This is a genomic window from Psychrobacter sp. NPDC077938 (genome assembly GCF_044542635.1).
Lineage (GTDB): Bacteria > Pseudomonadota > Gammaproteobacteria > Pseudomonadales > Moraxellaceae > Psychrobacter.
This window is the reverse complement of sequence record NZ_JBITUW010000001.1, coordinates 14510-40612: the sequence shown is the minus strand read 5'-3', so window position 1 is coordinate 40612 and position 26103 is coordinate 14510. Positions and strand designations below refer to the sequence as shown.

The 26103-nt window shown below is 41.9% G+C and carries 24 protein-coding genes; 17 read left to right on the top strand and 7 right to left on the bottom strand.

The window, feature by feature from the left end:
- The first annotated feature begins 241 nt into the window (after positions 1–241).
- The 5 genes from ACIGBM_RS00180 (at position 242) to ACIGBM_RS00160 (ending at position 4370) form a co-directional block, all read left to right on the top strand.
- Positions 242–673 (top strand): hypothetical protein, encoded by a 432-nt coding sequence (locus ACIGBM_RS00180; RefSeq protein ID WP_101204855.1) that lies wholly within the window; start codon positions 242–244, stop codon positions 671–673.
- A 363-nt stretch (positions 674–1036) separates the two neighbouring features.
- The gene (locus tag ACIGBM_RS00175) at positions 1037–1249 is read left to right on the top strand and encodes a cold-shock protein (RefSeq protein ID WP_057758834.1); all 213 of its coding nucleotides are present in this window, start codon (positions 1037–1039) and stop codon (positions 1247–1249) included.
- Positions 1250–1516: 267 nt separating this feature from the next.
- Positions 1517–2086 carry a DUF421 domain-containing protein gene (locus ACIGBM_RS00170; RefSeq protein ID WP_397476393.1) on the top strand — a complete coding sequence of 190 codons (570 nt, stop codon included), beginning with the start codon at positions 1517–1519 and terminating at the stop codon, positions 2084–2086.
- A gap of 449 nt (positions 2087–2535) precedes the next feature.
- Complete coding sequence (locus ACIGBM_RS00165; protein ID WP_057758837.1) at positions 2536–3285, top strand: electron transfer flavoprotein subunit beta/FixA family protein; 750 nt, start codon at positions 2536–2538, stop codon at positions 3283–3285.
- Between the two features lie 152 nt (positions 3286–3437).
- Positions 3438–4370 carry an electron transfer flavoprotein subunit alpha/FixB family protein gene (locus ACIGBM_RS00160; protein WP_201569465.1) on the top strand — a complete coding sequence of 311 codons (933 nt, stop codon included), beginning with the start codon at positions 3438–3440 and terminating at the stop codon, positions 4368–4370.
- Positions 4371–4581: 211 nt separating this feature from the next.
- Here ACIGBM_RS00160 and ACIGBM_RS00155 read toward each other — a convergent pair whose 3' ends face one another.
- Entirely contained in the window at positions 4582–5376 is a 795-nt protein-coding gene (locus ACIGBM_RS00155) for a TrmH family RNA methyltransferase (RefSeq protein ID WP_397476392.1), read from the bottom strand.
- A gap of 109 nt (positions 5377–5485) precedes the next feature.
- On the bottom strand, positions 5486–6466 hold the full coding sequence (locus ACIGBM_RS00150) for a class 1 fructose-bisphosphatase (protein WP_397476391.1): 981 nt from the start codon (positions 6464–6466) through the stop codon (positions 5486–5488).
- 389 nt (positions 6467–6855) lie between these two features.
- Between ACIGBM_RS00150 and ACIGBM_RS00145 the strand changes: the two genes are divergently transcribed.
- The 3 genes from ACIGBM_RS00145 to ACIGBM_RS00135 are packed head-to-tail and all read left to right on the top strand — an operon-like array spanning position 6856 to position 9740.
- Positions 6856–7929, top strand: a complete 1074-nt coding sequence (locus ACIGBM_RS00145; RefSeq protein ID WP_397476390.1) for an aspartate carbamoyltransferase catalytic subunit — start codon at positions 6856–6858, stop codon at positions 7927–7929.
- A 58-nt stretch (positions 7930–7987) separates the two neighbouring features.
- Positions 7988–9199: a dihydroorotase gene (locus ACIGBM_RS00140; protein WP_397476389.1), complete on the top strand. Its 1212-nt coding sequence runs from the start codon at positions 7988–7990 to the stop codon at positions 9197–9199.
- A 55-nt stretch (positions 9200–9254) separates the two neighbouring features.
- Positions 9255–9740 carry a DUF2127 domain-containing protein gene (locus ACIGBM_RS00135; RefSeq protein WP_397476765.1) on the top strand — a complete coding sequence of 162 codons (486 nt, stop codon included), beginning with the start codon at positions 9255–9257 and terminating at the stop codon, positions 9738–9740.
- Positions 9741–9818: 78 nt separating this feature from the next.
- On the opposite strand, the gene ACIGBM_RS00130 is transcribed toward ACIGBM_RS00135, so the two are convergent.
- The 3 genes from ACIGBM_RS00130 to ACIGBM_RS00120 form a co-directional block, all read right to left on the bottom strand.
- Positions 9819–11093 (bottom strand): sodium:proton antiporter, encoded by a 1275-nt coding sequence (locus tag ACIGBM_RS00130; protein ID WP_101204848.1) that lies wholly within the window; start codon positions 11091–11093, stop codon positions 9819–9821.
- A 154-nt stretch (positions 11094–11247) separates the two neighbouring features.
- Positions 11248–12864, bottom strand: a complete 1617-nt coding sequence (locus ACIGBM_RS00125; RefSeq protein ID WP_397476388.1) for a DUF2254 domain-containing protein — start codon at positions 12862–12864, stop codon at positions 11248–11250.
- Complete coding sequence (locus ACIGBM_RS00120; protein WP_397476387.1) at positions 12857–14440, bottom strand: YihY/virulence factor BrkB family protein; 1584 nt, start codon at positions 14438–14440, stop codon at positions 12857–12859. The genes ACIGBM_RS00125 and ACIGBM_RS00120 overlap by 8 nt, the downstream gene beginning before the upstream one ends.
- A 256-nt stretch (positions 14441–14696) precedes the next feature.
- Here ACIGBM_RS00120 and wrbA point away from each other — a divergent pair, with 256 nt between their 5' ends.
- Both wrbA and ACIGBM_RS00110 read left to right on the top strand, forming a co-directional pair.
- Complete coding sequence (gene wrbA / locus ACIGBM_RS00115) at positions 14697–15311, top strand: NAD(P)H:quinone oxidoreductase (protein ID WP_397476386.1); 615 nt, start codon at positions 14697–14699, stop codon at positions 15309–15311.
- Between the two features lie 157 nt (positions 15312–15468).
- Positions 15469–15918: a hypothetical protein gene (locus ACIGBM_RS00110; protein WP_238052268.1), complete on the top strand. Its 450-nt coding sequence runs from the start codon at positions 15469–15471 to the stop codon at positions 15916–15918.
- A gap of 109 nt (positions 15919–16027) precedes the next feature.
- Here the strand turns inward: ACIGBM_RS00110 and ACIGBM_RS00105 are convergent, their stop codons facing one another.
- The gene (locus tag ACIGBM_RS00105) at positions 16028–16807 is read right to left on the bottom strand and encodes a DUF3108 domain-containing protein (RefSeq protein WP_397476385.1); all 780 of its coding nucleotides are present in this window, start codon (positions 16805–16807) and stop codon (positions 16028–16030) included.
- A gap of 478 nt (positions 16808–17285) precedes the next feature.
- On the opposite strand from ACIGBM_RS00105, the gene groES reads away from it, so the two are divergent.
- The 3 genes from groES to ACIGBM_RS00090 all read left to right on the top strand — a co-directional run bounded on the left by groES (position 17286) and on the right by ACIGBM_RS00090 (position 20330).
- Positions 17286–17576: a co-chaperone GroES gene (groES, locus tag ACIGBM_RS00100; RefSeq protein WP_057758860.1), complete on the top strand. Its 291-nt coding sequence runs from the start codon at positions 17286–17288 to the stop codon at positions 17574–17576.
- Between the two features lie 123 nt (positions 17577–17699).
- Positions 17700–19349 (top strand): chaperonin GroEL, encoded by a 1650-nt coding sequence (gene groL, locus ACIGBM_RS00095; protein WP_101204842.1) that lies wholly within the window; start codon positions 17700–17702, stop codon positions 19347–19349.
- Positions 19350–19637: 288 nt separating this feature from the next.
- Positions 19638–20330 carry a DUF6988 family protein gene (locus tag ACIGBM_RS00090; protein ID WP_397476384.1) on the top strand — a complete coding sequence of 231 codons (693 nt, stop codon included), beginning with the start codon at positions 19638–19640 and terminating at the stop codon, positions 20328–20330.
- A 172-nt stretch (positions 20331–20502) separates the two neighbouring features.
- Here the strand turns inward: ACIGBM_RS00090 and ACIGBM_RS00085 are convergent, their stop codons facing one another.
- Positions 20503–20958, bottom strand: a complete 456-nt coding sequence (locus ACIGBM_RS00085) for an Lrp/AsnC family transcriptional regulator (protein ID WP_397476383.1) — start codon at positions 20956–20958, stop codon at positions 20503–20505.
- A gap of 147 nt (positions 20959–21105) precedes the next feature.
- On the opposite strand from ACIGBM_RS00085, the gene ACIGBM_RS00080 reads away from it, so the two are divergent.
- The 4 genes from ACIGBM_RS00080 to ACIGBM_RS00065 all read left to right on the top strand — a co-directional run bounded on the left by ACIGBM_RS00080 (position 21106) and on the right by ACIGBM_RS00065 (position 26013).
- Positions 21106–22023: a DMT family transporter gene (locus ACIGBM_RS00080; protein ID WP_397476382.1), complete on the top strand. Its 918-nt coding sequence runs from the start codon at positions 21106–21108 to the stop codon at positions 22021–22023.
- Positions 22024–22041: 18 nt separating this feature from the next.
- A complete protein-coding gene (locus ACIGBM_RS00075) occupies positions 22042–23220 on the top strand; it encodes an aromatic amino acid transaminase (RefSeq protein WP_397476381.1) in 1179 nt (392 codons plus the stop codon).
- A 25-nt stretch (positions 23221–23245) separates the two neighbouring features.
- Positions 23246–23914: a glutathione S-transferase family protein gene (locus ACIGBM_RS00070; protein WP_397476380.1), complete on the top strand. Its 669-nt coding sequence runs from the start codon at positions 23246–23248 to the stop codon at positions 23912–23914.
- A 494-nt stretch (positions 23915–24408) separates the two neighbouring features.
- Positions 24409–26013, top strand: coding sequence for a hypothetical protein (locus ACIGBM_RS00065; RefSeq protein WP_397476379.1), 1605 nt, complete (start codon positions 24409–24411; stop codon positions 26011–26013).
- Positions 26014–26103 lie beyond the last annotated feature (90 nt).

The window sequence follows — 26103 nt, the reverse complement described above, 5'->3', positions numbered from 1 at the left end:
CATGTTATCACTTGATAGCATGGGTTTTTTTATGCAAAGTATTTGATAGATACTTTTCGCTTTAATTTGAATCTGGGTTATCGGTTGAAAACCATTAATTGCTACCCAATATAAGCAGGCACCTTAACATTGGCCAAAGTGCCTTTGCGATTAACATTCATCATTGTTCTTACCCTTTTCTAAGTAATTGGATCGGGCGGATGCTTCATTCTCACTTTCTATAGATAATAGGTTGTATGCTGTGCAAATATCTTATTCAGACTGGCTAACGCCGCAATTCGTATATATTACTCTTAGCGCTGTGGTAGCAGTTTTAATTTGGATAGAAGGAGAGATGCTCAAACAGACCGATGGTAAACTGCCTCAATCTAAATTTTTTAAAGTCAGTTCATTGTTAGATACTCTATGGTTCTTCATATCAGTGGTGATTTTATACGTTATTGATTTGACCCCGTTAGCTATCGCAGTGCCTGCTGCATATGGCATATACACGACCTTTGGTTGGATATATGGTACCAAGCTACTGAAACGCAAAGGCATCCCTGACTCTCCTAAAGACTTGGTCATTCCAGCCAAGTATATTGCCTATAGTCAGTCATTTTCATTGGTGTTTTTTGCGTTATGTTTGCTCGTATTGAGTTCAGCATGGCTACCGACATCGCCATTGCAGTAACTAATATTCCAACTTATTATCATCTATTTTGATTTATTTAATTAGTGGTTTACCAATAAAGTTGTAGTACACCTATAAATAAAAATTATTTGATATCAACAAGATACGAATAAGATTGTTATCTATATTAGCTTGCAACAATGTGTAGTATTTATTTACAAAAATCAGCAATTTAGACTGTTCCTACCATGGAAAACTGTTATAATCAGACTGTACTCAAAATATTTGAGGCAAAAAATACAAATTTTCTTTAAGATTATTTAGCATTTTTGGCCGCCGCATTTAGCAGAAAATATTAGGGTATATATCAATTAATCGGTGATGACACAAGTCTCGCCAACAGTTAAAGAGTCAGGAAAATTTATGTCAGATAAAGTTGAAGGCACTGTAAAGTGGTTTAATGAAGCTAAAGGTTTTGGTTTTATCGCTCAAGACAACGGCGGACAAGACGTATTCGCTCACTACAGCGCTATCCAAGGTAACGGTTTCAAAACTCTAGCCGAAGGCCAAAAAGTGTCTTTCATCTTAGGTGATGGCAAAAAAGGCCCACAAGCTGAGCAAATCGAAGCTATCTAATCTCATTTATTATTAGGTTAACTGCTTGTCAGTAAACTTAATGACAATAAGATTATCAATATGCATTGATTACTTTGTTTGTTAAAACAATAAAAATACTGTATCGACTTTAAAAAGAAGCAACCTCTTATCAGGTTGCTTTTTTTATGGGACTTTTTTGGTATGACAAAGTGTTGTTAATGTAAGGTGCTATTGATTTTGACGGTTAACATCATCAGGTAATAACGGACAATGATTTAATAAAGATGTAATAGATAAGGTTGTATTATGAAGTGGGAAAACTGGCTTTCAATTGACTGGCAACAAGTGCTTGGGATTTCTTTATCTGCTATAGGCTTTTATGTAGGGCTGATGTTTTTTACTCGATTGATGGGTTTACGCAGTTTTTCCAAGTTATCAAGCCATGATTTTGCGATGACCGTTGGTATTGGTAGTATATTGGCATCGACGGTATTGTCAGATAAGCCTTCTCTACTTCAAGGGTTATTTGCTGTTGCGGTGTTATTCTTAATTCAGGGCGTTATCTCAGTTATCAGACGTAAGATAAAACCGCTCAAAGCTTTAATAGACAATCAAGCTATTATCCTAATGGCTCATGGTGAATATTTAGAAGATAACTTAAAAGAGGCTAATCTTAGCACTAGTGATGTTCAGGAAGTGTTACGTAAAAATGGTATCAAAGCGAAAACAGAAGTGTTTGCAGTGATTATGGAGACGACAGGTGATATGAGTGTTATCAAGAATAATGATGTTGAACCTGACTGGTCTTTATTTGACGATATACGTGATAGCGAATTATTGCTTGGTGCTAGTAAGAATGATAAGTCGCAGGTCTGACTCGATTAACTATTCTTATCCGTTAACTTTGAAGAGATAAATAATAACAAAATATTAAGTAAAGCTAAGGCTTAGAATGCTATAAAGGTACAAGCATTTTGAGCTATTGAACCATGAAAATCGTGAAACGATGCGCTTATAGAGTATTTATTATAGAGTGTTGACAAATTTATGACGCATTATTCACGGCGTTGTCTTGACCTTATCTGCCTGCTGACGCAAGATACATAGGTCTGATAATAACGGTTGGCTTAGCTTTAGCAGATTTCATTAGTAAGAGATACAATGCTAATATGCTCTTGGATATTGGCTCATCTTTCTTAGTTAACTATATTCTGTTGATGTAGTAATAACCTTGAGCAGTATTTTGAACGACAATTTGAACCACAACGAACCTTTGGTTCTTAACTGACAATTTTTAACTCATAACATTAATAAACGAGGAACGTATGAAAGCATTAGTAGCGGTCAAGCGTGTCATTGATTATAACGTAAAAGTTCGTGTAAAAGCCGACAACTCTGGCGTTGACTTATCAAACACTAAAATGTCAATCAACCCTTTTGATGAAATCGCAGTAGAAGAAGCGGTTCGTCTAAAAGAAGCTGGCGTCATTGATGAGATCATTGTTGCTTCAATCGGTCCAAAAGAGTCACAAGAGCAGATTCGTGCAGCCCTAGCGCTAGGTGCTGACCGTGGTGTGTTAGTCGTAAGTGACGAAAAGCCATATCCACTACAAGTTGCTAAGATTCTAAAAAGTATCGCCGAAGCTGAAAGCACTGATATTATCCTATTAGGTAAGCAAGCGATTGATGATGACAACAACCAGACTGGTCAAATGCTAGCAGCATTGATGGGTATCGGTCAGGGTACATTTGCATCAGAAGTGAAAGTTGAAGGCGACAAAGTAAACGTAACGCGTGAAATCGATGGCGGCCTACAAACTGTTGCTCTTGATTTGCCAGCAGTCATCACGACTGATCTACGTTTGAATGAGCCACGTTATGCTAAATTGCCTAACATCATGAAAGCGAAGAAAAAGCCACTTGATGAGAAAACGCCAGCAGATTTCGGTGTTGACATGACATCTAAGCAAGAGATTATTAAAGTCGTGCCACCTGCTGACCGTAAAGCTGGTATTACAGTAGGGTCAGTTGATGAGTTGGTCGATAAGCTAAGAAACGAAGCAAAAGTCATTTAATGTTTTAATGATTGGATACTTCGCTACGGCATATCCTGTACAAGGCTGTGAATTTGACTGCTTTATCTTAGATTAAATGATAGTTTCTCAAATAGCTTTGTACACAAACAACCGCATGAATAGATAATACGAATATATAAAGGACTAAAACCATGGCAATTTTGGTATATGCAGAACATGACAATGCCAGTCTCAAAAAGGCAACTTTAAACACCATCGCTGCTGCTAAACAAATGGGTGATGATATCCACGTATTGGTTGCTGGTAGTGGTAGCCAAGCTGTCGCTGATGAAGCGGCAAAAGCAGAAGGTGTGACTAAAGTACTATTGGCTGACAATGCTGCTTATGAGCATCAATTGGCAGGTAACGTGGCGCTATTGGTTGCTGATATCGCTGGTGATTACAGCCATATCCTAGCGGCTGCGACCACGACTGGTAAAAACTTTATGCCACGCGTTGCTGCGTTACTTGACGTAAGCATGCTGTCTGAAATCTCAGGTGTGTTAGATGCGCAAACGTTTGAGCGTCCTATCTATGCAGGTAATGCGACGGCGACAGTGAAAACGACAGAAGACAAAGTGGTACTAACCGTACGTACTACTGCGTTTGACCCAGTGGCAAGCGAAGGTGGTTCAGCTACTGTTGAAACTATCGATAACGTACAAGAAACTGGTAAAGCTAGCTTCGTTAACGAAGAAATGGCTAAGTCTGATCGTCCAGAATTGACGTCAGCTGGTATCGTTGTTTCTGGTGGTCGTGCATTGGCAAACGGTGAAAACTTCACCAAGTACATTGAGCCATTGGCTGACAAGCTAGGCGCTGCTGTTGGTGCATCACGTGCCGCTGTTGACGCAGGCTATGTACCAAATGATATGCAGGTCGGTCAAACGGGTAAAATCGTTGCACCGCAGCTATATATCGCAGCTGGTATCTCAGGCGCGATTCAGCATTTGGCTGGTATGAAAGATTCTAAAGTCATCGTTGCTATCAACAATGACCCAGAAGCACCTATCGCTAGCGTTGCTGATTACTTCTTAGAAGCTGATCTATTCGAAGCACTACCTGAGCTTACTAGCAAGGTTTAATGTATAGTCACAGAACTACTAAACGGCTACGGCGTTACCCTCCTTAGATGTACTACTTGTACAATCTGCAGTCGGCTGCCTTGTATCCGTTTTAGACTTCTTTTACTATATCAGTAATAGACAGATAATAAAAAAACCCACTATCAATTGGTAGTGGGTTTTTTTATGTTTGATAGATTAGGTAGGTTCTAATAGCAGTTATAAATGGACGTTAAGAGTATTGTCTTTGACGTAAGGTCTCATACAGACATAAAGACCCTGCAATCGCTACATTTAAGCTCTCTTGCCCGTTTGGCTGCGGTAATGCTATCGGCGTGGCACATTGCATTAAATCGTCGCTAACGCCTTGGCCTTCATGACCCATAATCCAAGCCACAGGCGCAGATAAGTCGTGATCGTAAATGATAGTATCTGTATGTGAGCTAGTCGCCAAAAGCGGTGCCTTTACGTGATCCAAAATATCCTGCGTGCTCAAGCCCTCATAGATAGTCAGGGCAAACTGTGCACCCATACCTGCTCGTAGCGTCTTGGGAGACCAAGCTTGAGCGGTCGCACTGGTACATAGAATATTGCGGATACCGACGGCTGCTGCTGTGCGTAGTAGGGTACCAACATTCCCGCTATCCTGCACGTCGTTCAAGATTAAGCAGTCTTCATCGATCATCGATAGGCTAGGCGTTGGTATTTTAATGACGGCCATAATATCGATACCAGTACCCAAGCTACGAATACTCTCATAGAGTGAGTCTGACAAAGTAAGAATAGGCGTATAAGTGGGCAGACGAGTCAATACCTGCTGAACTTCAGGGTGGTTACGCGCTGACTCAGACATTAGTATCTGGGCAAAAGGATAGTCACTACGCAGCGCAGCATCTATCAAATGGACGCCTTCTATGACTGTCTGACCGTTCTTTTTACGCTGGCGTGCTTGGGACAACAGTGCCTTTACAAGCTTCACGGTTGTGTTCTTATCTGAGGTAATCAGCTCGGTGGGATTTAATACCATAGTGGATCGCTTAGAGAAGAGTAAGGGGGTTATTTAAACGACCAGCAAAATATCTATGATTAATTTAGCATTCTGCTGGCTGTTCTTAACAGGTGCGTCAATCCATTATTTATTCAGAATAATTTACGTGTAAGTCTTTCACATAATTGACTTCGTTTTTACTACCGAGTACTACTGGTACACGCTGGTGGATATCAATCGGTTCGATATCTAGGATACGGTTGACGGCGTCTGTTGCGCCGCCACCCGCGCGCTCAATCAATAAGCTCATTGGGTTGGCTTCATACATCAAGCGTAGTTTACCCGCTTTATGAGCGTATTTGGTATCAAACGGATAAGTGAACAGACCACCGCGACATAAAATACGATGGACGTCACCAACCATGGCTGCTACCCAGCGCGTATTGAAATCACGTCCACGTACACCTGTTTCACCAGCGATTAACTCATCAATGTACTGCTGCATCGGCGCACGCCAGTAGCGATAATTTGAGCTATTGATAGCATACTCGCTCGTATCGGCATCGATTTGCACGTTGTCTTCTATCAACACATAGTCAGACGTCTCTGGGTCTAGGCTAAACATCACGACTTTATCAGCGATGGTTAACGCTAGGACAGTAGAGGTGCCATATAGCAAATAACCAGCTGCTAGCTGTTTGTTACCTGCCTGTAGATAGTCGCTGTTTTCACTGGTTCGACCTTGACGCTCATACGGTAACACAGAAAAAATCGTACCTACTGCCATATTGATGTCGATATTTGATGAGCCATCTAGTGGGTCAAATAACACTAATAGGCTACCATCGTCATTAGCAGGAGTCGCGTCATCGAGCTCTTCTGAAGCGACACCAGCACAATGTGTATTTTTTGCCAATGCATCTAATAGTAAGTCATTGGCCAGTACGTCTAGTTTTTTCTGATCTTCGCCTTGGACGTTTTGATTACCCGCTTCGCCCAAAATGTCTGCCAGAGCGCCTTTTCTGAGTAGCTGTGAAATCGTCTTACCGACATCAGTGACAGTGGTAATCACGTCGTTAAGTGCAGGGCTAGTGGCATGTTGGTTTAGATAGTCTGCTAAGGTCGTCATAAGGCTTCCTAATAAATGGTATGGAAAGTAAAAGAACGGATAGGTGTCAAAGTAAAGAAGTAGGTGGCATTTAGCACACCTGAAATAGGTAAATTCTTAAATAGCTAATACGGCATCTTTGTCCCGACCACAAAATCGGCTACACTATATCTATTGTTATTCATTTATAGTTTTGTCAGAATTATTCTCTATGAGAATACAGCATGTCTACTCACGCTTTCTGATTGTCTGCTGAGGCTATTTTTTGGTCGAATTTGATTACGGTAAATTGTAGCAAATAAGCGTCAAAATGTCCTTTGTATCTATGCCTATCAGTGATAAATGATCGAACAAAGATGAATAAGTGATTACTATAGACTCATATAAACCCACAATAAAGACTCGCCATTATGTCAAATTCTATCGATAGTAGCGCTACACAACCAGTCTCACCGACTGATTATGCAAAATTTGATCCCAACACGATTCATCAAAGGCTCAATACCTCATTGAGTCGTCCGCAGCTCAATACCGATGGCAGTATCAGGCATTTCTTAGGTGTTGAAGGGCTTAATAAAGCACAGCTCAAAGCTATTATCGCAAAAGCAGAGACATTCTTTGATGACAATGGACAGCTAATCAATCGTCCTGAGTTAGACGGTTATACAGTAATGAATTTGTTTTTTGAACCATCGACTCGTACCCGGACGACATTCGAGGTGGCAGAAAAGCGCTTGGGTGCCAATGTACTCAATATCGATATCGAACGTTCTAGTACCAAAAAAGGCGAGAGTCTGCGTGATACGCTGTGGAATCTACAGGCAATGACGGCGGATATCTTTGTGGTACGCCATTCAGCATCAGGCGCCGCGCATTTTATGGCTACAGAAGTGACGCCTGATATCGCAATCATTAACGGTGGCGATGGCTGGCATGCGCATCCTACTCAAGGAATGCTCGACATGTTGACCATTCACCGTGAAGCTCCGCGCCCATTTGAAGAGCTATCTATCGCGATCGTTGGTGATATTAAGCACTCACGCGTGGCACGCTCTGATATCAGTGCACTGCAAACACTAGGTGTGACAGACATCCGTGTTTGTGCGCCGCGTACTTTACTGCCTAAAGGTATTGAGCGTTTTGGCGTGCAAGTATATGAAAACATGGACGAGTGTGTCACCGACTGTGATGTGATCATGGGATTAAGAATACAAAATGAGCGTATCGGTTCGCCGCTTTTGGCATCCTCAAGTGAATACTATAAGCATTATGGGATCACGCCAGAGCGGGTAGCTCTCGCTAAGCCTGATGCATTAGTGATGCATCCGGGGCCGATGAATCGCGGTGTTGAAATTGCCTCTAGTGTGGCTGATGGCGCGCAATCCGTTATCTTAAAGCAGGTAAATAACGGCATTGCCATTCGCATGGCGGTCTTATCACTTGCGATGGAAGGTCAGCGTGCTCATCAAGCGGCTGGCAAGTAATAGGCTGCCGAGCGACTTATTCTCATTTATTTAATTTTATTGATACGGTAATAACGTTATGTCTACCATGCTTAATACTGATGCACCCATTCTTGACCATTTACCAAAAGCATTTAAAGATGCATTGCCGCAAGCCGCAACAGAAAAATTGTCTATACTCGATTCTGGCCGTGAGATGTGGTTATTACCACCACTAGTAGATCTATGCGCGCGCTTGCGTGAGCCAGGCCAACAGCAACACGGTACGCTAAAGTCGGAAGGCAGCGCCGCCCGTGGTAATGGATTTTTACATGTAGTCACACCACCTGATACCAATCCTATTTTAGAAAATGGCTCACTCTTAAAAGGTTTACGTGAGCGCGCCTTAAGTGATGGCGGGATTTACTTGCATATTTTGGGTGCATTGACCACAGGGTTAGAGGGCGAACGACCGTCTAACATTGCAGGGCTCAAGAAGGGTGGCTGTATCGCAGTATCCAATGCGCGTAGACCTTTTCGCAATGACTTAGTATTACTGCGCACGTTAGAATACGCGGCGACTTTTGGCATGAAAGTATTCTTTTATCCTGATGAGCCAAGTCTGTCTGGAGACGGTGTGGCACATGAGGGCTATATTGCTTCTTATCATGGTCTGCAAGGGATTCCTTGGATTGCAGAAACTGTTGCATTGTCTACGCAGCTATTGATGGTGGAAGAGACTGGAATAGCTGCTCATTTTAGCCAGTTATCCTGTAAGTCCTCTATTGAGCTAATGCGCTGGGCAAAAGATAAAGGGTTGCCTGTTACTTGTGATGTTGCGATGCATCAGCTTTACTTAACTGATGACAATCTTGAGGGCTTTAATGCTCAGGCGTATGTGTTACCACCACTGCGTAGTAATACGGATCAGCAGGCAATCCGCCGTGGCTTAAAAGATGGCACTATCGATGCCATCTGTAGTCATCACGAACCACTGAATAGTACGGCCAAAAAAGCACCGTTTGCCGAAAGTACGCCAGGTATCTCAAACTTCGATACGTTTATGGCGTTGGCTTGTCAGCTGGTAAATGATAAGGTATTAACACTCTCGCAATTAGTAGATAAAATCTGCCTGAATCCTGCAAAAATCGCTGGTATTAGTGAGCAGTATGAAGCGATTGGCGGTGCAGTGTTAGTCGATCCTAACCTTGAGTGGCAAGTAACCGCGCAATCTATGCTATCGAGTGGTAAAAACACGCCGTTTTTCAATCAGCAGTTGCAAGGACGTGTTGTGGAGACATTCTTTGGCTAATTTGCCCCGACAGGATGACCGTCTGCCGCCATCCTTGAAGGATAAAGGGGTTACTATGAATGGTCAGCAAGAAAAATCGCGCGGTACAGCGAGTGAGTCTATCAAAGCAGTGGCCATTTATGAGGTAGTCAAAGGTGTTGGTGCGTTACTAGGAGCAGGGGCATTATGGTGGTGGCATAGCAATCTTGAGCATTGGCTGACGACGGCAACCGTTACTTGGCAGCGCAGCTTCGGTCATATGCTTGCCCCGCAAATCGATAGTGCCGTACGTATTGCTCAGCAGGCAAGTAAAAACTGGCCGATGTTTTTATTATTGATATTCGCTTATGCCAGTTTGCGCTTCCTCGAAGCCTATGGCTTATGGCACGACAAAACATGGGCGTATTGGTTTGGGGTATTAGGCTACGGGGTATTTATTCCTATAGAAATTTATTATCTGATCGTTAGCCCATTTGACTGGTTTAAGCTTGGAATATTGGTTTCTAATCTGCTCATTATTATTGTGGTTTATCGCAATATGAAACGAAAGGGCTTGATATAGCGTTTAAATTTAAGTTGAAAAATCCAGCATAAGACAAGTATCTTATGCTGGATTTTTTGTGCCTGCTATATTTTTAGTCTATACGTCTACTGTTTTTTCATCGGTACGAATGCTTTTAGCGACTTTACCGACGCTTAGACCTTGTACCAAGATAGAGAAAATCACCACCGCATAAGTGAGTGCCAATAGAATCTCGCGTTCAGCCCCGATCGGTAACTGTAATACTAACGCAACTGAGATACCACCGCGTAAGCCGCCCCACGTCAGAACTTTCCATGCGCCTGTAGGCAAATCAAGCTGACGATGAAAGGTCTTGGTCGTCATACCTACCACGATAAATCTGGCAACGAGCGCAATCAAAATCGTCAAACCACTAGCAATAAATAAATTGCCTGAATAAGCAATCATCACCACTTCTAGACCGATGAGCACAAACAAAATGGCATTTAAAATCTCATCAATCAATTCCCAAAATAAATCAATATAGTGCCGTGTCTTATCACTCATGGCTAGCTCGCGACCACGATTACCAACCATCAGACCCATCATGACCATAGCAAGTGGCCCTGATAAATGCCAATGGCTGGCCAACGCGTAGCCACCGATGACGCCTGCTAATGTTAATAGCACTTCTTCTTGATAGCTATCAATACTTTTAAGCAGGTAGTACAAAATCGCACCAAGTACCAGTCCGAATACAACGCCACCACCAGCTTCAACCGCCAATGTATGAGCGACGTAGTTGGCAGTAGGAATATCACCGCTAGATAAAATCCCTAGCAGTAAGACAAAAATAACCACGCCGATACCATCATTGAACAATGATTCGCCAGCGATGACGGTCTCAATACTCTTTGGAGCGCCTGCTGACGACAGGATACCCATGACGGCAATAGGATCGGTAGGGGAGATAAGCGCACCAAATAACAGGCACCAGAGAAACGGTAGGCCGAAACCGAAGAGTGGCAACATAAAGTAAATCGCGGTCGCAATGAGCATCGCCGATATGATCGTACCAAGACCAGCAAGGATGCCGATAGGTAGCTTGTAGCGTCTTAAGTCACCAATATTGACGTGTAATGCGCCTGCGAATAGCAACATTGATAGCATGCCGTCTAAGAGTACTTCGGTAAAATCAAGTTGCTCCAATAAACTGACTTCGTAATCAATCAGCTGATCAAACCCTAAGAAGCCCAAAAATATCGCACCGATTGACAGTAAGATAGAGATGACCATGACACCGATAGTGGTCGGCAAACCAATAAAACGGTGATTAATATAAGTTAGTGAAGCAGTAATCGACAAAAATATGGCGCTGATTTCTAGGATTGTTAGGCTGGTTGCAGATGCCATAAAAAGTAGGTCTCATATGAATATAAAAAGTATCTAAAGCGCAGGGCTTATAGGGACGTTATAAGTGTTGCTAGCTATAGGTATTGTGCTTATAAGTAATGTGTTTATAAAGGCTAATATTGCCATCTATTCAAACAGTTAACTGGTCATATCATTAACTAGACTGTGTCTGTAACGCTTGACGAATATCGGCTTCAAACTCACTCACGTAATTAAAATGCTTGTGCTGAGCATCCTTATCAAGGATGAATTGTTTGGCTTGTTCGCACATAGCGACCAAATCATCGACCAGCTCTTGGTAATTTAAATTCTCTTCACCGGCGCGCTGAATTAGATGCAATTCATGTAATAGCGTTTGCTGCTGTGCACTGTTTACCCGTGCATAGTTCAGATTGACCATTGCCTGACATAATGCTTTTAAGACCATTAGGTCAGCAGCTGCATAACGACGTATCTCACCGAGTGATACATTGATAAAGTCAGAAATTTTGGGGATATGAGTGACTAGTGCCAATATGGCCAGTCGCTTCTGTTTAATAGTATTTTCAGAGCTATCGTTAGTGTCCGACTGCGGTATGTGAAAGTGATAAGGGCTCGGTGGCTGACGACGCATCATGATACTCAGGCAGCTGGTTAGAGATTGAACGCAATTGACCGCAGTCTTTGGATCATTGATACCAGGGGATAACGCACGTACAGCAATCTCCGTCATTTGACCTAAGCTATAGGCAATGTCGTTAGAGTGCGCCAATCGTTGCTCAAGTCGCAGGCAACCTGCAAGACGTTGCCAAAACAGTCCATCAGGTGCTCTAGGTATTACTGCTAGATGCGGGGTCGCTGTCTTCTGTTGGTTATTTGGATGAGACGTAGGCCGTTGATAAAAGTAACCAATGACGTTTTTGTCAGTGACGTAATTACCGAGGTTGACATGCATCTGTACCACGCCACCATAATCTTGTGACAGCGCAATCAATGACTCAAGATAAATCTGCTGTAGATAACCTGAATTTGGTGAATAAATAGGCATAGCAGGCCAGTTTTGGAACTGCTCGATATCATGATGCTCAGCATCGCGTTGATGTTGGATATCACATTGATCGTTATACCAATAGTAAATGTTTGCAATTGCATCGTTGCTAGCATTTTGAATGACGTGTGACGCCTGAATAGCATGTACCATATGCTGTACAAAATAAACCAAGAGCAGCGCACAGATAATCGCCATGATAATGGCAAAAGTCACTGCCAATTGCGGTACACCAAAAGCTACGTCAGACTTATGGATCGACTTTAGTACCAGTAAGCTATAGCTAAATGTACCGATAAAAGCGCCAAGGACAAACTGGTTTGGGGTATCAGTCAAAAAGTTACGTAGCAGTCTTGGGCCAAACTGTGAGGATGCCATCGACAGGACGGCGATCGTAATCGAAAATGTCGTACCGGCCACGCCCAATACCGCACCAGCGATGGCTGTCATAATCGCGCGCGCCGCCTCGTCATCACCAGTAAAAGCAAAGGAGATCTCTTTTACCGTTTCACGATCAAAGTTTTGGTCAATCGCGACTAGTAAAGGAGCAAGCAAAATACCGACGATGACACAAGCGGTTGGAATAAACCAATAAGAGCCAATCAGCCACTGCCACAAATTATTTAAGCGATCAGGTAAGTCAGTCAGCGTTTGTATTGACCACAACTTAGTGAACTGCTTAAGCCTGTTTTGACCTGCATTGATCGTACGTGTCCAGACGCTGTCTCCATCATTTTTATTCACTGTGATGAGCCTTAGGGTTATCTGCTTCTGTAATAATAGCGTTTTTATGCGTACGTCTGGTCATATCTGTCTCAGTATGACTATCACTAGTTCCCAGAGGTATGATGGCCTCATTGTCGTGCTCGTCATATTCAATATCACTGTCTTTGTCATAAGCCATAGGCTCTAGGTGCGGTGCTGCTTCTAAATGTGGACCATTACCATTGTAAGCATTCTCATTATGTCTATCTAGATTATCATGTCGTTGTACATTTTCAGTGGCGGCAGAGGTTTTTCTAAATAACTTACGGTCATCGCCATGCTTGCTAGTAGATTGTTTACGCGGTTCGCTATTGGCAAAGATAGCATTTAGCGGCAGATGCAGTTGCTGTTTGGCATACGCTTCAGTATGCTCAAAACGTTTTACCAATAAACTCAGCCAAGGTTTTTGACCTTCCAATTTCATCTCATCCAACTCGTCCTTGATAGGAAGTGGATAGGGCAAGGTACGATAAAAGTCCCATAACGTCATCCTACTCAGGTCTCTTTTGAGCACATAGTCATCATCATCTGTCATGGTAATCAGATTGCTGTCTTGTAGGTAGTTAATATAGGTATACCATTTCGGCAGCTCTTTGCGACCTAAGACATTGCGCAGTGCTTGTTCGCTAACGGCTTCACCTTTTAAGTGGTGGGTATAGACCAAATTCAACATATCTAGCAAGCTGAGTAACGGGTGACGAGGGTAGACTTCTTCTGTCTCAAAAATGGTCAAGGTATAGCTGATTTCAACGCCTAATAAAATCAAATTCCACGACAGATAAATCCATAGTAGGAAGATAGGCAAGGCGGCAAAAGCGCCGTAAATCGCTTCGTAGCTGGTAAAGTTAGCCATCACTGTACCAAATAGATGCTTCATTAATTCAAAGACAATAGCCACAAACACGCCAGCGATGGCTGCGTTCTTTGCTGGTACGCGCGCCTTTGGAATAAACCAGTACATACCGATAAAGCCCGCCATCGTAATACCAATCGATGCCATTTGTACCCAAAAGCTCCAGTCGATACCGTAGCCTGCAATTTGACGATTGAGAAAACTCAGACTCTGTACAGTACTTGAAGCGATAAAAGCGGTGCCCAATACTAAGGGCCCTAGGGTAACGATAGTCCAATAACGCAGCATGCTTTTGATGCCACCAGAGCGATCTTCTACTCGCCAGATTTGGTTAAACGCGCGCTCGATAGTGGTCAAGGTCATGATAGTCGTAAAGAATAAAATCATGGCACCGATGATGGTTAGGTTAGATGACTTTTCGGCAAAGCTATTAATGTACTCACTAACTTGCATGCTCGATTGCGGCAATAGATTGCTATAAATGACGTCATAAATCTGCGCTCTAACTGATGCGAGTGCTGGTACAGATGACAAAATCATCAGTAATACCGTTAAGACAGGTACGATCGACAGCATAGTGGTGTACGTCAGCGAAGCTGCCTTTTGCTGGCAATTATCTTCAAAAAAATGCCGAGTCAAAAACCGTAAGAACTGAAACCAGCGCTGTTGTAAAAACGGGAGTTTTTGAGATAATTTTTCCATGTCGACCATTAAACAAAAGTAAGAGTGACAATAGTGTAACAAAGATGAACGGTTATCATCTGCGGTTTAATTGTGTCAAAATGCACCGCGTGGCACATCAGATACAATATAAGTCAGGTTATCAATCATGGTTATTTGCATGACAGTGAATGACTCGGGCATAATGTGCACATATTCTACAATGCTAGTTAGTCGTATATTTCGCCGCATTTTTAATGGCCAGTACGACTAACGATTTTATAAGGAAGCTTTGCTAATGAGTCAGACCGACCCTTATGTTTTGGTGCTTTATTATTCTAATTACGGTACGACTAAGACATTAGCATATGCTATCGCGCAAGGTATTGAAGATGCTGGCATGACTGCGCGTATCCGTACGGTACCGACAGTGGCACCTGAAACCACGTCAAGCAAACCTGCGATACCTGATGAGGGTGACTTGTACTGTACGATGGATGATCTAAAAGACTGTAGTGGTCTTGCTCTTGGTAGCCCAACACACTTTGGTAATATGGCCGCACCCATGAAGTATTTTTGGGATAATACCGTGACCCTATGGCTGGCAGGGAACCTACAGAACAAACCAGCCTCAGTATTTACGGCGACAGGTTCTATGCATGGTGGCCAAGAAACGACATTGTTGACGATGATGTTGCCGCTGATGCATCACGGTATGGTCATCGTAGGTGTGCCCTATGCAGAGCCAGCATTGAACCGCACTCATCGCGGTGGTACGCCTTACGGTGCTAGCCATGTCAGCGGAGCATCGCATGATCAGCCTATATCTACTGACGAGCGAGATTTGGGTATTGCGCAGGGTCGCCGTTTAGCGATTACGGCAGCTGCATTAGCACAGGCTAATTGGGGCTGATAAGCAACTTTTATAAACCTGCTGTCTAAAAGCGTCTGAGTCTCAAAGTCTATGATTGAGTGCTTATAACCACTCGGTTATAAACAAGTGGTTATAATAAAGAGCTACTTATTCATGTTCAGCAGTATATTATTCATTTAGGAAATCAAAATATCTAATGGCCACAACCCGCTCTAATACAAAGCCTCTTAAAACGGTTAAGCCTATCGCACCTATTGCACAGCGCTTGAAGGTTACGTGGTTAATTTGGCTCGTTTATAGACTGCTCGGATTGCCTATATTTATTAGTATCTTTAATCCTAGTAGCCCTGATATCGTTGGCGGTATTGCTTGGCAGGCATTATGGCTAGTGCCAGCATTGATTCTGACGCCATGGATATTGCGCGGTCGTTCCCCTTATGCATTGTTGATAAGCAGTATGTTTACCCTAGTATATTTGGGTGCGAGTGGCGTAGTGCTGTTTACTCGTATATATGGCAGTAGTTGGGCTGAAATCGCTGTGTATTTAGCGGATTTTTTACTATTGCTTGCTATCAATATTTGGCTATTTATTTTACTCAAACGCCTGCCTTCGATGAACAACGTTGTGAAGAAACCTCGTCAATAATTGAATTTATCTGAAGCCTAATAAATTATACCTATCAATCTAAAACTAAAAAAAGCGGCGCCCCATCTGGAGCGCCGCTTTTTTGTTTATAACTCTAAAGACAAGTAGATTAGTTAATCTTAGTTAATTCTAAATCCATCTTCTTACCATCGTTAATTTGGCTAACTTTAACTGGCATATAGTCCAAGCTTGGGGCTAACCAAAAACTGGTAGAGCGGCTATCGTCATCGTGGACGCGGTCAACACGTACCGTATCAAAGGTACCCGCTGGTACGGTAATCTTAGTGCTGCCTGACTTTTTAAATGGCGTCTTCTCAATTTTGTCTTTTTTCGCCATGTAGTAGTTACCAGAGAATTTACCGTTTAATAAATCCTGACGAATCTGTACCTCAAGGCTCAAGTCATCAAAGGCTTGTTGCGACATATTCATAGTCGTCGACTTGCCCTTATAGTTACTAGTGACTTTTTTGCTGCTTGGGTTAAAGTCTAGTTTGTGCGTGCGACCCATGCCAAGTAGTTTGTACGTGGTGCTCGCCTGCGTAGGACTGACATTGTTGCTATTAAGCGTAAAAGTGCTGTTTTGCGAGGCACTCGCCACACCAGCGACACGAGCCTTAACGTTATATTTCCACGTATTACCAGATTTGCTTAGCGTACGAGTTGCTGTGCCTTTGTATTTGTCCTCAACAGTAAAACTATAATCGGCAGTTGATGGTTGGACGGTTTTTGCGCTGGCAAGGGTAGGTGCGGTCATACTCAAAGCTCCAACGGTAGAGATACTGATGCCTGTTACCAAGGCAGATAGAAATTTAGATGGACTGCGTTTTGCGTTATTAGCATTATCAACATTGTCGCTTGATGACTTCTTGTGCATTGATGAAAAACTCATAGATACCCCTTCATTAATTTATTGCCGATATAGCAATTTTTTTCGTTCGTTCTTATTATGTCTACCAGACCTATAATGGTCATACGCTGTTACATTTTCAAGCGTAGTGTCATACCGCTTCGTGTAGAGCTTGTAGCAAATGTTTCTATAGTTAATTTAGCATTGGTCAAAATATAAATTCAGCTCGCTAATATTTTTAAATATTCCTACTTCTTGTCCTTTGTCTAACTAGCATATCGGCTTTACTAAGCGCAAAGCATTGATATGAGATGTTGGTTGATCAATTTTTGCAAAATAATCTTGTAAATTTTTGGGCTTTACACTTGAACCGAACTCACCTTGCCCCCACTTTTTGTTACAAGCTCAAGGCTTATCTATAAAGCATTGTTTTTGGCAGTGTTCCCTATAGATACTGGTATTGAGACCATTAATTCAAATAAACCCTTAATTTTATTAACCAACTTTTGGAGTCATATCGATGAACATTCGTCCTTTACATGACCGTATTGTCGTCCGCCGCATAGAAGAAGAAACAAAGACAGCTGGTGGTATCTTGCTTCCTGGTTCAGCACAAGAGAAGCCTTCACAAGGTGAAGTGCTTGCAGTTGGTAATGGCCAAGTTCGTGACAACGGTGAAACTCGTGCGTTAGATGTAAAAGCTGGCGACAAAGTTTTGTTCGGTCAATATGCTGGTCAAACCGTAAAGGTTGACGGTGAAGAACTATTGATTATGAAAGAGTCTGATGTATTGGGTGTGCTAGAAGGCTAGTCCTTTTGAGTATTATTTTATACTCAGCATATTTTGATAGCAGTTTCTAATGATCGCTTTTGATAAGCAACTATCAAATCAATCAATTGTATTCTCATACTTATAATAGTGGAGTAATTTAACATGGCAAAAGACGTAAAATTCGGCATTGATGCCCGTAAACAAATGATGGACGGCGTAAACGTTCTAGCAAACGCAGTACGTGTAACATTAGGCCCTAAAGGTCGCAACGTTGTTATCGACAAATCATTTGGCGCACCTACCATCACTAAAGATGGTGTATCCGTTGCCAAAGAAATCGAGCTAGAAAACAAATTTGAAAACATGGGTGCACAGCTGGTACGTGAAGTGGCTAGTCGCACTAACGATGTCGCTGGTGATGGTACAACAACTGCGACTGTATTGGCTCAGTCAATCCTACAAGAAGGCATGAAGTCAGTTGCTGCTGGCATGAACCCAATGGATCTTAAGCGCGGTATCGACAAAGCGGTACGTGAAGCGGTTAAAGAAATCCATAAACTATCAACGCCAGCTGACGATCACAAAGCAATCGCTCAAGTTGGTTCTATCTCTGCAAACTCAGACACCAAAATCGGTGAACTGATCTCGCAAGCGATGGAAAAAGTAGGCAAGCAAGGCGTTATCACTGTTGAAGAAGGTTCAAGCTTTGAAGATACCCTAGAAGTTGTAGAAGGTATGCAGTTTGACCGTGGTTATATCAGCCCATATTTTGCTAACAAGCAAGACAGCCTCACTGCTGAATTTGAAAACCCATATATCTTATTAGTTGACAAAAAAATCAGCAACATCCGTGAGATCGTTCCATTACTTGAGCAAGTAATGCAGCAGAGCAAGCCGTTGCTAATCATCGCTGAAGATGTAGAAAACGAAGCACTAGCAACACTAGTTGTAAACAACATGCGTGGCGGCTTGAAAACTTGTGCTGTTAAAGCACCAGGTTTCGGCGATCGTCGTAAAGCAATGTTAGAAGACATCGCAACGCTAACTGGCGGTACTGTAATCTCTGAAGAGATTGGCCTAAGCTTAGAGACTGCTACTCTAGAGCAACTTGGTACTGCTAAGAAAGTGACTGTCGGTAAAGAAAACACCGTTATCGTTGATGGCGCTGGCAACAAAGCTGACATCGAAAACCGTGTTGAGTCTATCAACCGTCAAATCGAAGAGTCTACTTCTGACTATGACAAAGAAAAGCTACAAGAGCGTGTTGCTAAACTAGCAGGCGGCGTAGCAGTTATTAAAGTCGGCGCAGCAACTGAAACTGAAATGAAAGAGAAGAAAGACCGTGTTGACGATGCGCTACATGCAACTCGTGCAGCGGTCGAAGAAGGCGTTGTACCTGGCGGCGGTGTTGCCTTAGTTCGTGCGATGAATGCATTGTCTGAACTACGCGGTGATAATGACGACCAAAACGCTGGTATGAACATCCTACGTCGTGCGATGGAAGCACCACTACGTCAAATCGTAACCAACGCTGGCGAAGAAGCTTCAGTTGTGGTCAACGAAGTGAAGAGTGGCAGTGGTAACTACGGTTACAACGCAGCGACTGGCGAATATGGCGATATGCTAGAGATGGGTATTCTTGATCCAGCTAAAGTTGCTCGTTCAGCATTAGAAAACGCTGCATCTGTTGCAGGCTTAATGCTAACGACTGAAGTTATGATCACTGACTTACCGCAAGGTGATGACGGTATGGCTGCTATGGGCGGCGGTGCTGGAATGGGCGGTATGGGTGGAATGGGCGGCATGATGTAATTTATGCCTCGACTGAATTTGTACGCCGTTGTTAACCTCGTTCGATGTACTATAAGTACAATCTTTACTCGGCTGCCTAGTCGTACTGTTTCAGTCAACCCATAAAATACTTTTCACTATAAATATAACTACCGTAGTAAAAGTGTTTTAACGACCAAAAGCCCTGCTATCGAAAGATAGCAGGGCTTTTTTATGCAATCTAATATGACGGTTTTTTTATGTGAAAAATCTTTGAGTTATGATAGATTGTCATTAAATTAGATTTGTATTTTTTGAAGAGGAAGTATATTGAGCGCTACTTTCAAAAGGTTTTATTCACAATCAATGGATTTCCGTAAATCTCTGTTAAGTGAAACGAATAAAATTCCTAATATCGATGATTTTAATCATAGAGAGATAGCAACTTTGATTTTGGCAGATATTTCATCTGAACATGGTCATGCTGTACACTTATTAGCTAAAGAAGGGTGTAATATTTCGGCTAGTAGCTTGTTGCGCCTGCAATTTGAATCATTAATAAAAGCGCAATGGATATATTGGGTTGCTAAAGATGATATCGTTGAAAGATTCTATAAACCTTTGACTCAACAAAATGCATCGCAGGCTGAGAGACATATACCTAAAATCAATATAATTTTGGATGATTTAGAAGGTGCTGCGAAAGAGGGAATAGTTCCTGAGAGAGCAGTAGCAATGATGAGAGAGTTTAAAGAGTTAACGATGAAACCAGCAAACTCATATGTCCATACAGGTATGCATGCGTTTTCAAGAAAGAAGGATGGTTTTCCTGAGCCATTGATTATTCAGATATTACAGAACTCTAATGGGTTAGAAGCATTAAATGCAATGCTTTTAGCTACCGTGGTAAATTCTGCCGACATGATACAAAAGGTACTAGCTCTACAGTATCTTTACATAGATAGCCTACCGATGCACATACCTCAAATAATGGAGAAATTTTACAATATGCGTTATCAATAGGTTTCTATATCAAAATATTGATCCGCTGCATTGTGCATAAAGACCTACGTTTATCATCAGACACTTCTTTATCATAGCCATATTCTATCAAATTCAAATGAACTCATTATGGGTCTTGCTACTCACGAATGATCGAGTGAGACATTGTTCTCCTAATCGGTATAAAAGAGTCTCAAACAAAAATGGGTAAAGTTGTCTTATTGATTACCTTTCTCACCGATAAATGAGTGTGAATGTCTTTTACGCTAGCAAGCTTGTGTAGTTTACGTGTGAACCGCTCATAACCATCGAGATTGGGGCTGACTACTTCTAACAAATAATCGTAAGAACCCGATACCACATGTCCATTAATCACCTCGTCCATATTGGACAGAGCACGCTCGAAGGTTGCGATAGATTCTTCTTGATGGCTGTTGAGACTGACCTCCACAAAGAAACTCATCGCAATACCCGCTTTGGCTTTGTTTACGTTTGCTTGATAGTTCTCTATATAGCCTTCGTCCTCCAAACGTTTGAGGCGTCGCGCGCAAGGAGAAGGCGACAGCCCTATACGTTCGGACAGTTCGGCTGTAGATAAACGCGCTTCTTTCTGGAGCACTTCCAAGATATGGCGGTCGATTTTGTCCATAATTTACCTTTTGGATTTTTAAGCCAATAATTTTGATTTAGTTAGCATTATCCACCAAATATTTGCAAAATTGCAATGAATAAATAGAGATAAAAGCGCGTATTTTAATCGATAATTGGTCTTTGTATACCAGCATAAGACACGACTATGAATACGATATTCCATCCCTCATCGCGCAAAAATCCTTTGTTTATAATGTCGCCACTAACCAAAGGCTATGTGGCGATGAGCGTCGTATTATTGATTTGGTCAGGCTTTGCGTTGACTGTACGAGCGGTTGGAGCATCGTCGCTAAGTATTGCGGATGTCATGCTCATTCGCTTCAGTGTACCGCTGGTCTTATTGACTCCTTGGGTACTCTCTAGTTGGCATGAAGTCAAAAATATAAGACTGCCAGATATCATGTTCGTTTTACTTGGTGGCGTGCCTTTTCTTTTATTGGCTGCTTTTGGCGCAAGTACGGTACCAGCAGCTTATGTTGGTACTATTTTGACAGGCACGCCAGTTTTCTTTGCCGCAATATTGTCTTTTATTTTTTATCGTCAACGAATATCATTAAGAAAATTTGCCGCATTAATCCTTATTCTCTTTGGTATCGCTACTATGATTTGCGGGCGTGCACAGTCAATACCTAATAGTCTTCTGTACGGTGTGGCGTTATTGTTGATGGCAAGCCTGATTTGGGCGGGTTATACCTTAGGGTTAAAAAGCACCAAATTGAGTCCAATCGCTATTGCTATCGTGCTCTCATATACCTCGTTTTTTCTGACATTGATGATGGTTCTGTCTGGTATCGTGGAGACGAATATAGGTTCTGTATCTTTTGATGAAGCGCTTCCGTTTATCCTAGTACAAGGACTTGGTGTAGGGGTAGTATCAACCATTGCGTTTTCTTATGCAGTCAAACAACTGGGCTCCATTCGTACCTTATTACTTGGCTCTTTGTCACCAGGATTAACCGCTATACTAGCCATGCTGATACTCAATGAGTCTCTATCAGTCATTATGATATGCGGCATCGTACTCAGTACCATTGGCGTCATCTTGTCCAATCGAGCGAAATAAACTAATTAAGGAAGTATCATGATGTTAAACAATATGCCTATCATCAATGGTGATCCACTGTGGGCATTATTAGGTAGGTTTCGTGCTGACCAACGTAAACATAAAATAGATCTATTGGTTGGTGTCTATCGAGATAAGCATGGCGATACGCCTGTAATGAAAACCGTGCAAAACGCAGAGATACATCTTGCTCACCAAGCGCATTCAAAAGCTTATGGCATGTTATCGGGTAACGCTAATTTTAATCAGCAAATGGCAAAATTTGTACTGGGTGATAGTCCAAGTCTAAAAAACCAGTGCACGATTCAGACGGTTGGGGCATCAGGTGCATTACGACTCATTGCTGATTTGATCGCCACGCTCTCTCCAGATTCAACCGTTTGGATCAGTGACCCTGGCTATATCAATCATCGTCCGCTGATGGAAGGTGCTGGGTTAGCGGTTAATACGTATCCTTGGCAAAATAAAAATGGCCAGTTAGATATTGATGCGTGTTTTGCTGCGTTAGAAAAAGCAAAAGAAGGAGACGTACTGCTATTGCATGCGTGCTGCCACAATCCTACGGGTATAGATCCTTCTTTAGAGCAGTGGCAACTGTTTTCTGATAAATGTAAACAGAAAAATATTGTCCCGTTTATTGATATGGCGTATCAAGGTTTTGGATATGATCCGGATACCGATGCTGCAGGGCTTCGTCTAATGATCGAAGACGCTGACTTTGCATTTATCGCCGCCAGCTGTTCAAAAAATATGGGGCTGTACAACGAGCGTACGGGTATTGCTATGGTGATGACGACGAACCATGAGCGTCACGCAGATATACAGACACTCTTAGAAACCATCACACGCGCCAACTACTCTATGCCGCCCAATCACGGTGCTGCAGTTGCTTCTTATTTACTAGACAAACCAGACGATTGGCTAGTAGAGTTGGCAAGCTACCGTAGTAGGGTAGATACTATTCGCCGAGCATTGGGCGCAGTATTAAAAGATAGGGGTGCACCTGCAGAGTTTTTGGACATTTCGCACCAAAAAGGCATGTTTTCTCTATTACCGCTAACAGAAAATCAAATGCTGATATTGCAAGATGAGTTCGCGATTTACGGTATGCCAAATGGTAGAATTAATATTGCAGGTTTGAAAATGACGGAAATCCCTCAACTAGCGGACGCTATCATATCGATTATTTCACGTTAGAGAATAATTCTTATCGCTCAGTGCAATGGTTTTATCCACCAATCGCCACAGCAAAAAGGACACGACTATTTATACTTTATATTGGGATAAGGGTGGTGCCAATATGGCCACCCATGCTGTCTTTGAGGAGCTAGGCGCGTCCTATGAAATGATAGAAATAGACCTGTCTAAAAATATGCAAAAATCAGCTGAGTATCTAGCCATCAATCCAAATGGCAAAGTACCTACGTTAGTGCATCAGGGACAGGTTATTTATGAGTCTGCGGCAATTTTAATGTATGTGTTAGATCAGTACCCAGAGTCTGGGCTAGCACCTGACACAGGATGCCCTAGGCGCGGTGTCTATTACCAGTATTTGTTTTGGATGTCTTCTACACTGCAAGAAGCCGCTAATCACTGGGCACATCCCGAGCAGTACATTAGCGGCGAGCACAATTTGCAACAAGTGAAAGATAAAGCGAATGACGTGCTAACCCACTGCTGGGGTATTGTTGAAAAGGGATTGGCCAGTCATGGTCCATGGTTGTTGGGCGATAAATTAAGTGGGGCTGATTTTCATTTATTTATGATCGCTCACTGGAGTCAGCGATATGCGAGTCGAGCACAGGATTGGACACACCTAAATGCACACTATCAAGCCATGCTAAACCGTGCCTCGATAAAAGAAATGATGGCACAAGAAGGGTTGTTATAACCTGTTCATATGTTCAACTAAAGGATATCTAATGAGTGAGTTAGAAGCACTGAATGCAATGCTTCTAGTGACTTCTAGCGATTGTAGTAAATATAGTTTTTATATCAAGCTACTGGCTTGCTTTATCCCTTCTAAAAGTTCATGTCTTATCCATCAGACGCCTCGATGCAGTAATAATATCCTGCCAAATCAAACTGCTTTAGCTGTTCAGCCTTTTACTTTATATTGACCATTTTCTCACCTTTCTCGATGAATCGCGTTTCGCTAAAAGTATGATTTTGTCATAAAGTCTATTTAGCTATTAGAAGTTCTGTTATCGAAAGATAGCAGGACTTTTTTGTGTCTAATTTTAATGGTGAGTTTCTTTTAACATGTACTACTATATATTCTATTATTTGAATATATAATGGAATAACATTTTACTTAAAAGGAGTTTGGACACGTGTTGCGGATCAGAATGCGCAAAATATCGTGTGCCATTTAATGTGATGACGATGAAAAAGATTAGGCTTGGAATCCTTATAGAAGATAAGACCTTGGCGTGGTACAACTTTGAACCACTTAAATCATTGGTGGATGAAGGAGTTGTCGAGGTTTGTATTGCTATTCAACGAAATATAAAACAGAAACGCAGTGTACTAAAGTCTATTCCCCTAATTAATCAAAAAATATTCTCTTCTCTTTCTCGAACTAAGAGTAATGCTAAGCATTATTCTATCCACGACTTATCAAAAAATGGCTCAATGCCTACTATCATGTCTATACCGAAACAGGGTGAGTACACTGAAGAAATTGAAGATTCAGTGATTGAGAAAATCGAAGCTGCGGATTTAGATTACCTGCTTAATATTGGTTTCAGAGCGCTGACAGGAAAAATTTTAAGTATTACAAAAAATGGCGTGCTTTTTTTTCATTATGGCAACAATGCAATACAACATGATAAGCCTACGTTATATTGGCAGTTTGCTGAACAATGGGAAAGTAGCGTCGTTACTTTGCAATTATTAAATGAACATCTTAATGTAGATAAAGTAGTAGGGGAAGGCTATGGCACGCTATTTTATTGGGATTATAACTTAACTAAGCGTAAGTCAAATGGGATCGCAGCATCGGTATTATATTGGTACTTCCACAGGAATAGAGTTGGAGTTAATACCGGAAAGTCTATTAAGACAACTGACGAACACACGGTTCATCATAAACCTGACTTATCAATGATCATCAAACACTTACCTAGATTCTTAAAATATTATACTGTCAAAACTTTTTATAAGAGTTTTTATCTCAATCAGTGGAGCCTCTTTATTGGTTCTACTGATCAGCCGATACAAACATACACGGAGATACTACCTGAAAAGGGATGTTTTTGGGCCGATCCTTTTTATATTGAACACGACTCAAGACGTTACATATTTTTTGAAAGCTTGAACTACAAAGAGAATATTGGTCGAATAGAGTGGATAGAGCTGAATGAAAGCCATCAAGTTATTAGTTCAGGACAAGCTGATTTGGGTATTAGCACGCACTTAAGCTTTCCCAATGTATTCGAGTATGAGGATGCTGTCTATATGATTCCAGAGGCTGCAAAAACCAATTGTATTAGCTTATTAAAAGCGACAGATTTTCCGTGTAAGTGGGAAAAAGTTCATGAGTTAGTTTCAGGCGTTCAGGCAGTAGATAGCGCCGTGATTGAGCATAATGGATTATGGTATCTTTTCACAACTCATGGTTCAATTTCAGCATTTACTATGGATTTAGAGCTGTACCTTTATACCTCTGACAAGCTGCAAGCAGATAATTGGACCATTCATCCCTCAGCGCCTCTAAAAATTGACGTGCGTGGTTCTCGATTAGCAGGCGCATTATTCCGGAAAAACGGTCAGCTCTTTCGTACTGCTCAGGATGGCACTCTTAGATATGGGCGTAGGGTGGCTTTATACCTAGTAGAGGAGTTGACACCGACCTCTTATAAAGAAACCTTTGTACGTTATATTGAACCGAATTGGGAGACTGATATTGATCGTCTCCATACCTATAATATTTATAATGAAACAGTAGTACTGGATGTTTCAAGGGATAAATTGCGCTTTAGAGTATAGGACCTAGAATGTTTAGTGGTTGGAGAATGAAAAACCCATCATAAGTTTCGGTTTATAACGGGTTTTTTATAATTTTGACTCAAATTATAT

Excerpts from the sequence above, each read along its gene's own strand:
- ACIGBM_RS00175 (WP_057758834.1), top strand. The coding sequence starts at position 1,037 with ATGTCAGATAAAGTTGAAGGCACTGTAAAGTGGTTTAATGAAGCTAAA.
- ACIGBM_RS00170 (WP_397476393.1), top strand. The coding sequence starts at position 1,517 with ATGAAGTGGGAAAACTGGCTTTCAATTGACTGGCAACAAGTGCTTGGG.
- ACIGBM_RS00165 (WP_057758837.1), top strand. The coding sequence starts at position 2,536 with ATGAAAGCATTAGTAGCGGTCAAGCGTGTCATTGATTATAACGTAAAA.
- ACIGBM_RS00160 (WP_201569465.1), top strand. The coding sequence starts at position 3,438 with ATGGCAATTTTGGTATATGCAGAACATGACAATGCCAGTCTCAAAAAG.
- ACIGBM_RS00155 (WP_397476392.1), bottom strand. The coding sequence starts at position 5,376 with ATGGTATTAAATCCCACCGAGCTGATTACCTCAGATAAGAACACAACC.
- ACIGBM_RS00150 (WP_397476391.1), bottom strand. The coding sequence starts at position 6,466 with ATGACGACCTTAGCAGACTATCTAAACCAACATGCCACTAGCCCTGCA.
- ACIGBM_RS00145 (WP_397476390.1), top strand. The coding sequence starts at position 6,856 with ATGTCAAATTCTATCGATAGTAGCGCTACACAACCAGTCTCACCGACT.
- ACIGBM_RS00140 (WP_397476389.1), top strand. The coding sequence starts at position 7,988 with ATGTCTACCATGCTTAATACTGATGCACCCATTCTTGACCATTTACCA.
- ACIGBM_RS00135 (WP_397476765.1), top strand. The coding sequence starts at position 9,255 with ATGAATGGTCAGCAAGAAAAATCGCGCGGTACAGCGAGTGAGTCTATC.
- ACIGBM_RS00130 (WP_101204848.1), bottom strand. The coding sequence starts at position 11,093 with ATGGCATCTGCAACCAGCCTAACAATCCTAGAAATCAGCGCCATATTT.
- ACIGBM_RS00120 (WP_397476387.1), bottom strand. The coding sequence starts at position 14,440 with ATGGAAAAATTATCTCAAAAACTCCCGTTTTTACAACAGCGCTGGTTT.
- wrbA (WP_397476386.1), top strand. The coding sequence starts at position 14,697 with ATGAGTCAGACCGACCCTTATGTTTTGGTGCTTTATTATTCTAATTAC.
- ACIGBM_RS00110 (WP_238052268.1), top strand. The coding sequence starts at position 15,469 with ATGGCCACAACCCGCTCTAATACAAAGCCTCTTAAAACGGTTAAGCCT.
- ACIGBM_RS00105 (WP_397476385.1), bottom strand. The coding sequence starts at position 16,807 with ATGAGTTTTTCATCAATGCACAAGAAGTCATCAAGCGACAATGTTGAT.
- groES (WP_057758860.1), top strand. The coding sequence starts at position 17,286 with ATGAACATTCGTCCTTTACATGACCGTATTGTCGTCCGCCGCATAGAA.
- groL (WP_101204842.1), top strand. The coding sequence starts at position 17,700 with ATGGCAAAAGACGTAAAATTCGGCATTGATGCCCGTAAACAAATGATG.
- ACIGBM_RS00085 (WP_397476383.1), bottom strand. The coding sequence starts at position 20,958 with ATGGACAAAATCGACCGCCATATCTTGGAAGTGCTCCAGAAAGAAGCG.
- ACIGBM_RS00080 (WP_397476382.1), top strand. The coding sequence starts at position 21,106 with ATGAATACGATATTCCATCCCTCATCGCGCAAAAATCCTTTGTTTATA.
- ACIGBM_RS00075 (WP_397476381.1), top strand. The coding sequence starts at position 22,042 with ATGATGTTAAACAATATGCCTATCATCAATGGTGATCCACTGTGGGCA.
- ACIGBM_RS00070 (WP_397476380.1), top strand. The coding sequence starts at position 23,246 with ATGGTTTTATCCACCAATCGCCACAGCAAAAAGGACACGACTATTTAT.
- ACIGBM_RS00065 (WP_397476379.1), top strand. The coding sequence starts at position 24,409 with ATGAAAAAGATTAGGCTTGGAATCCTTATAGAAGATAAGACCTTGGCG.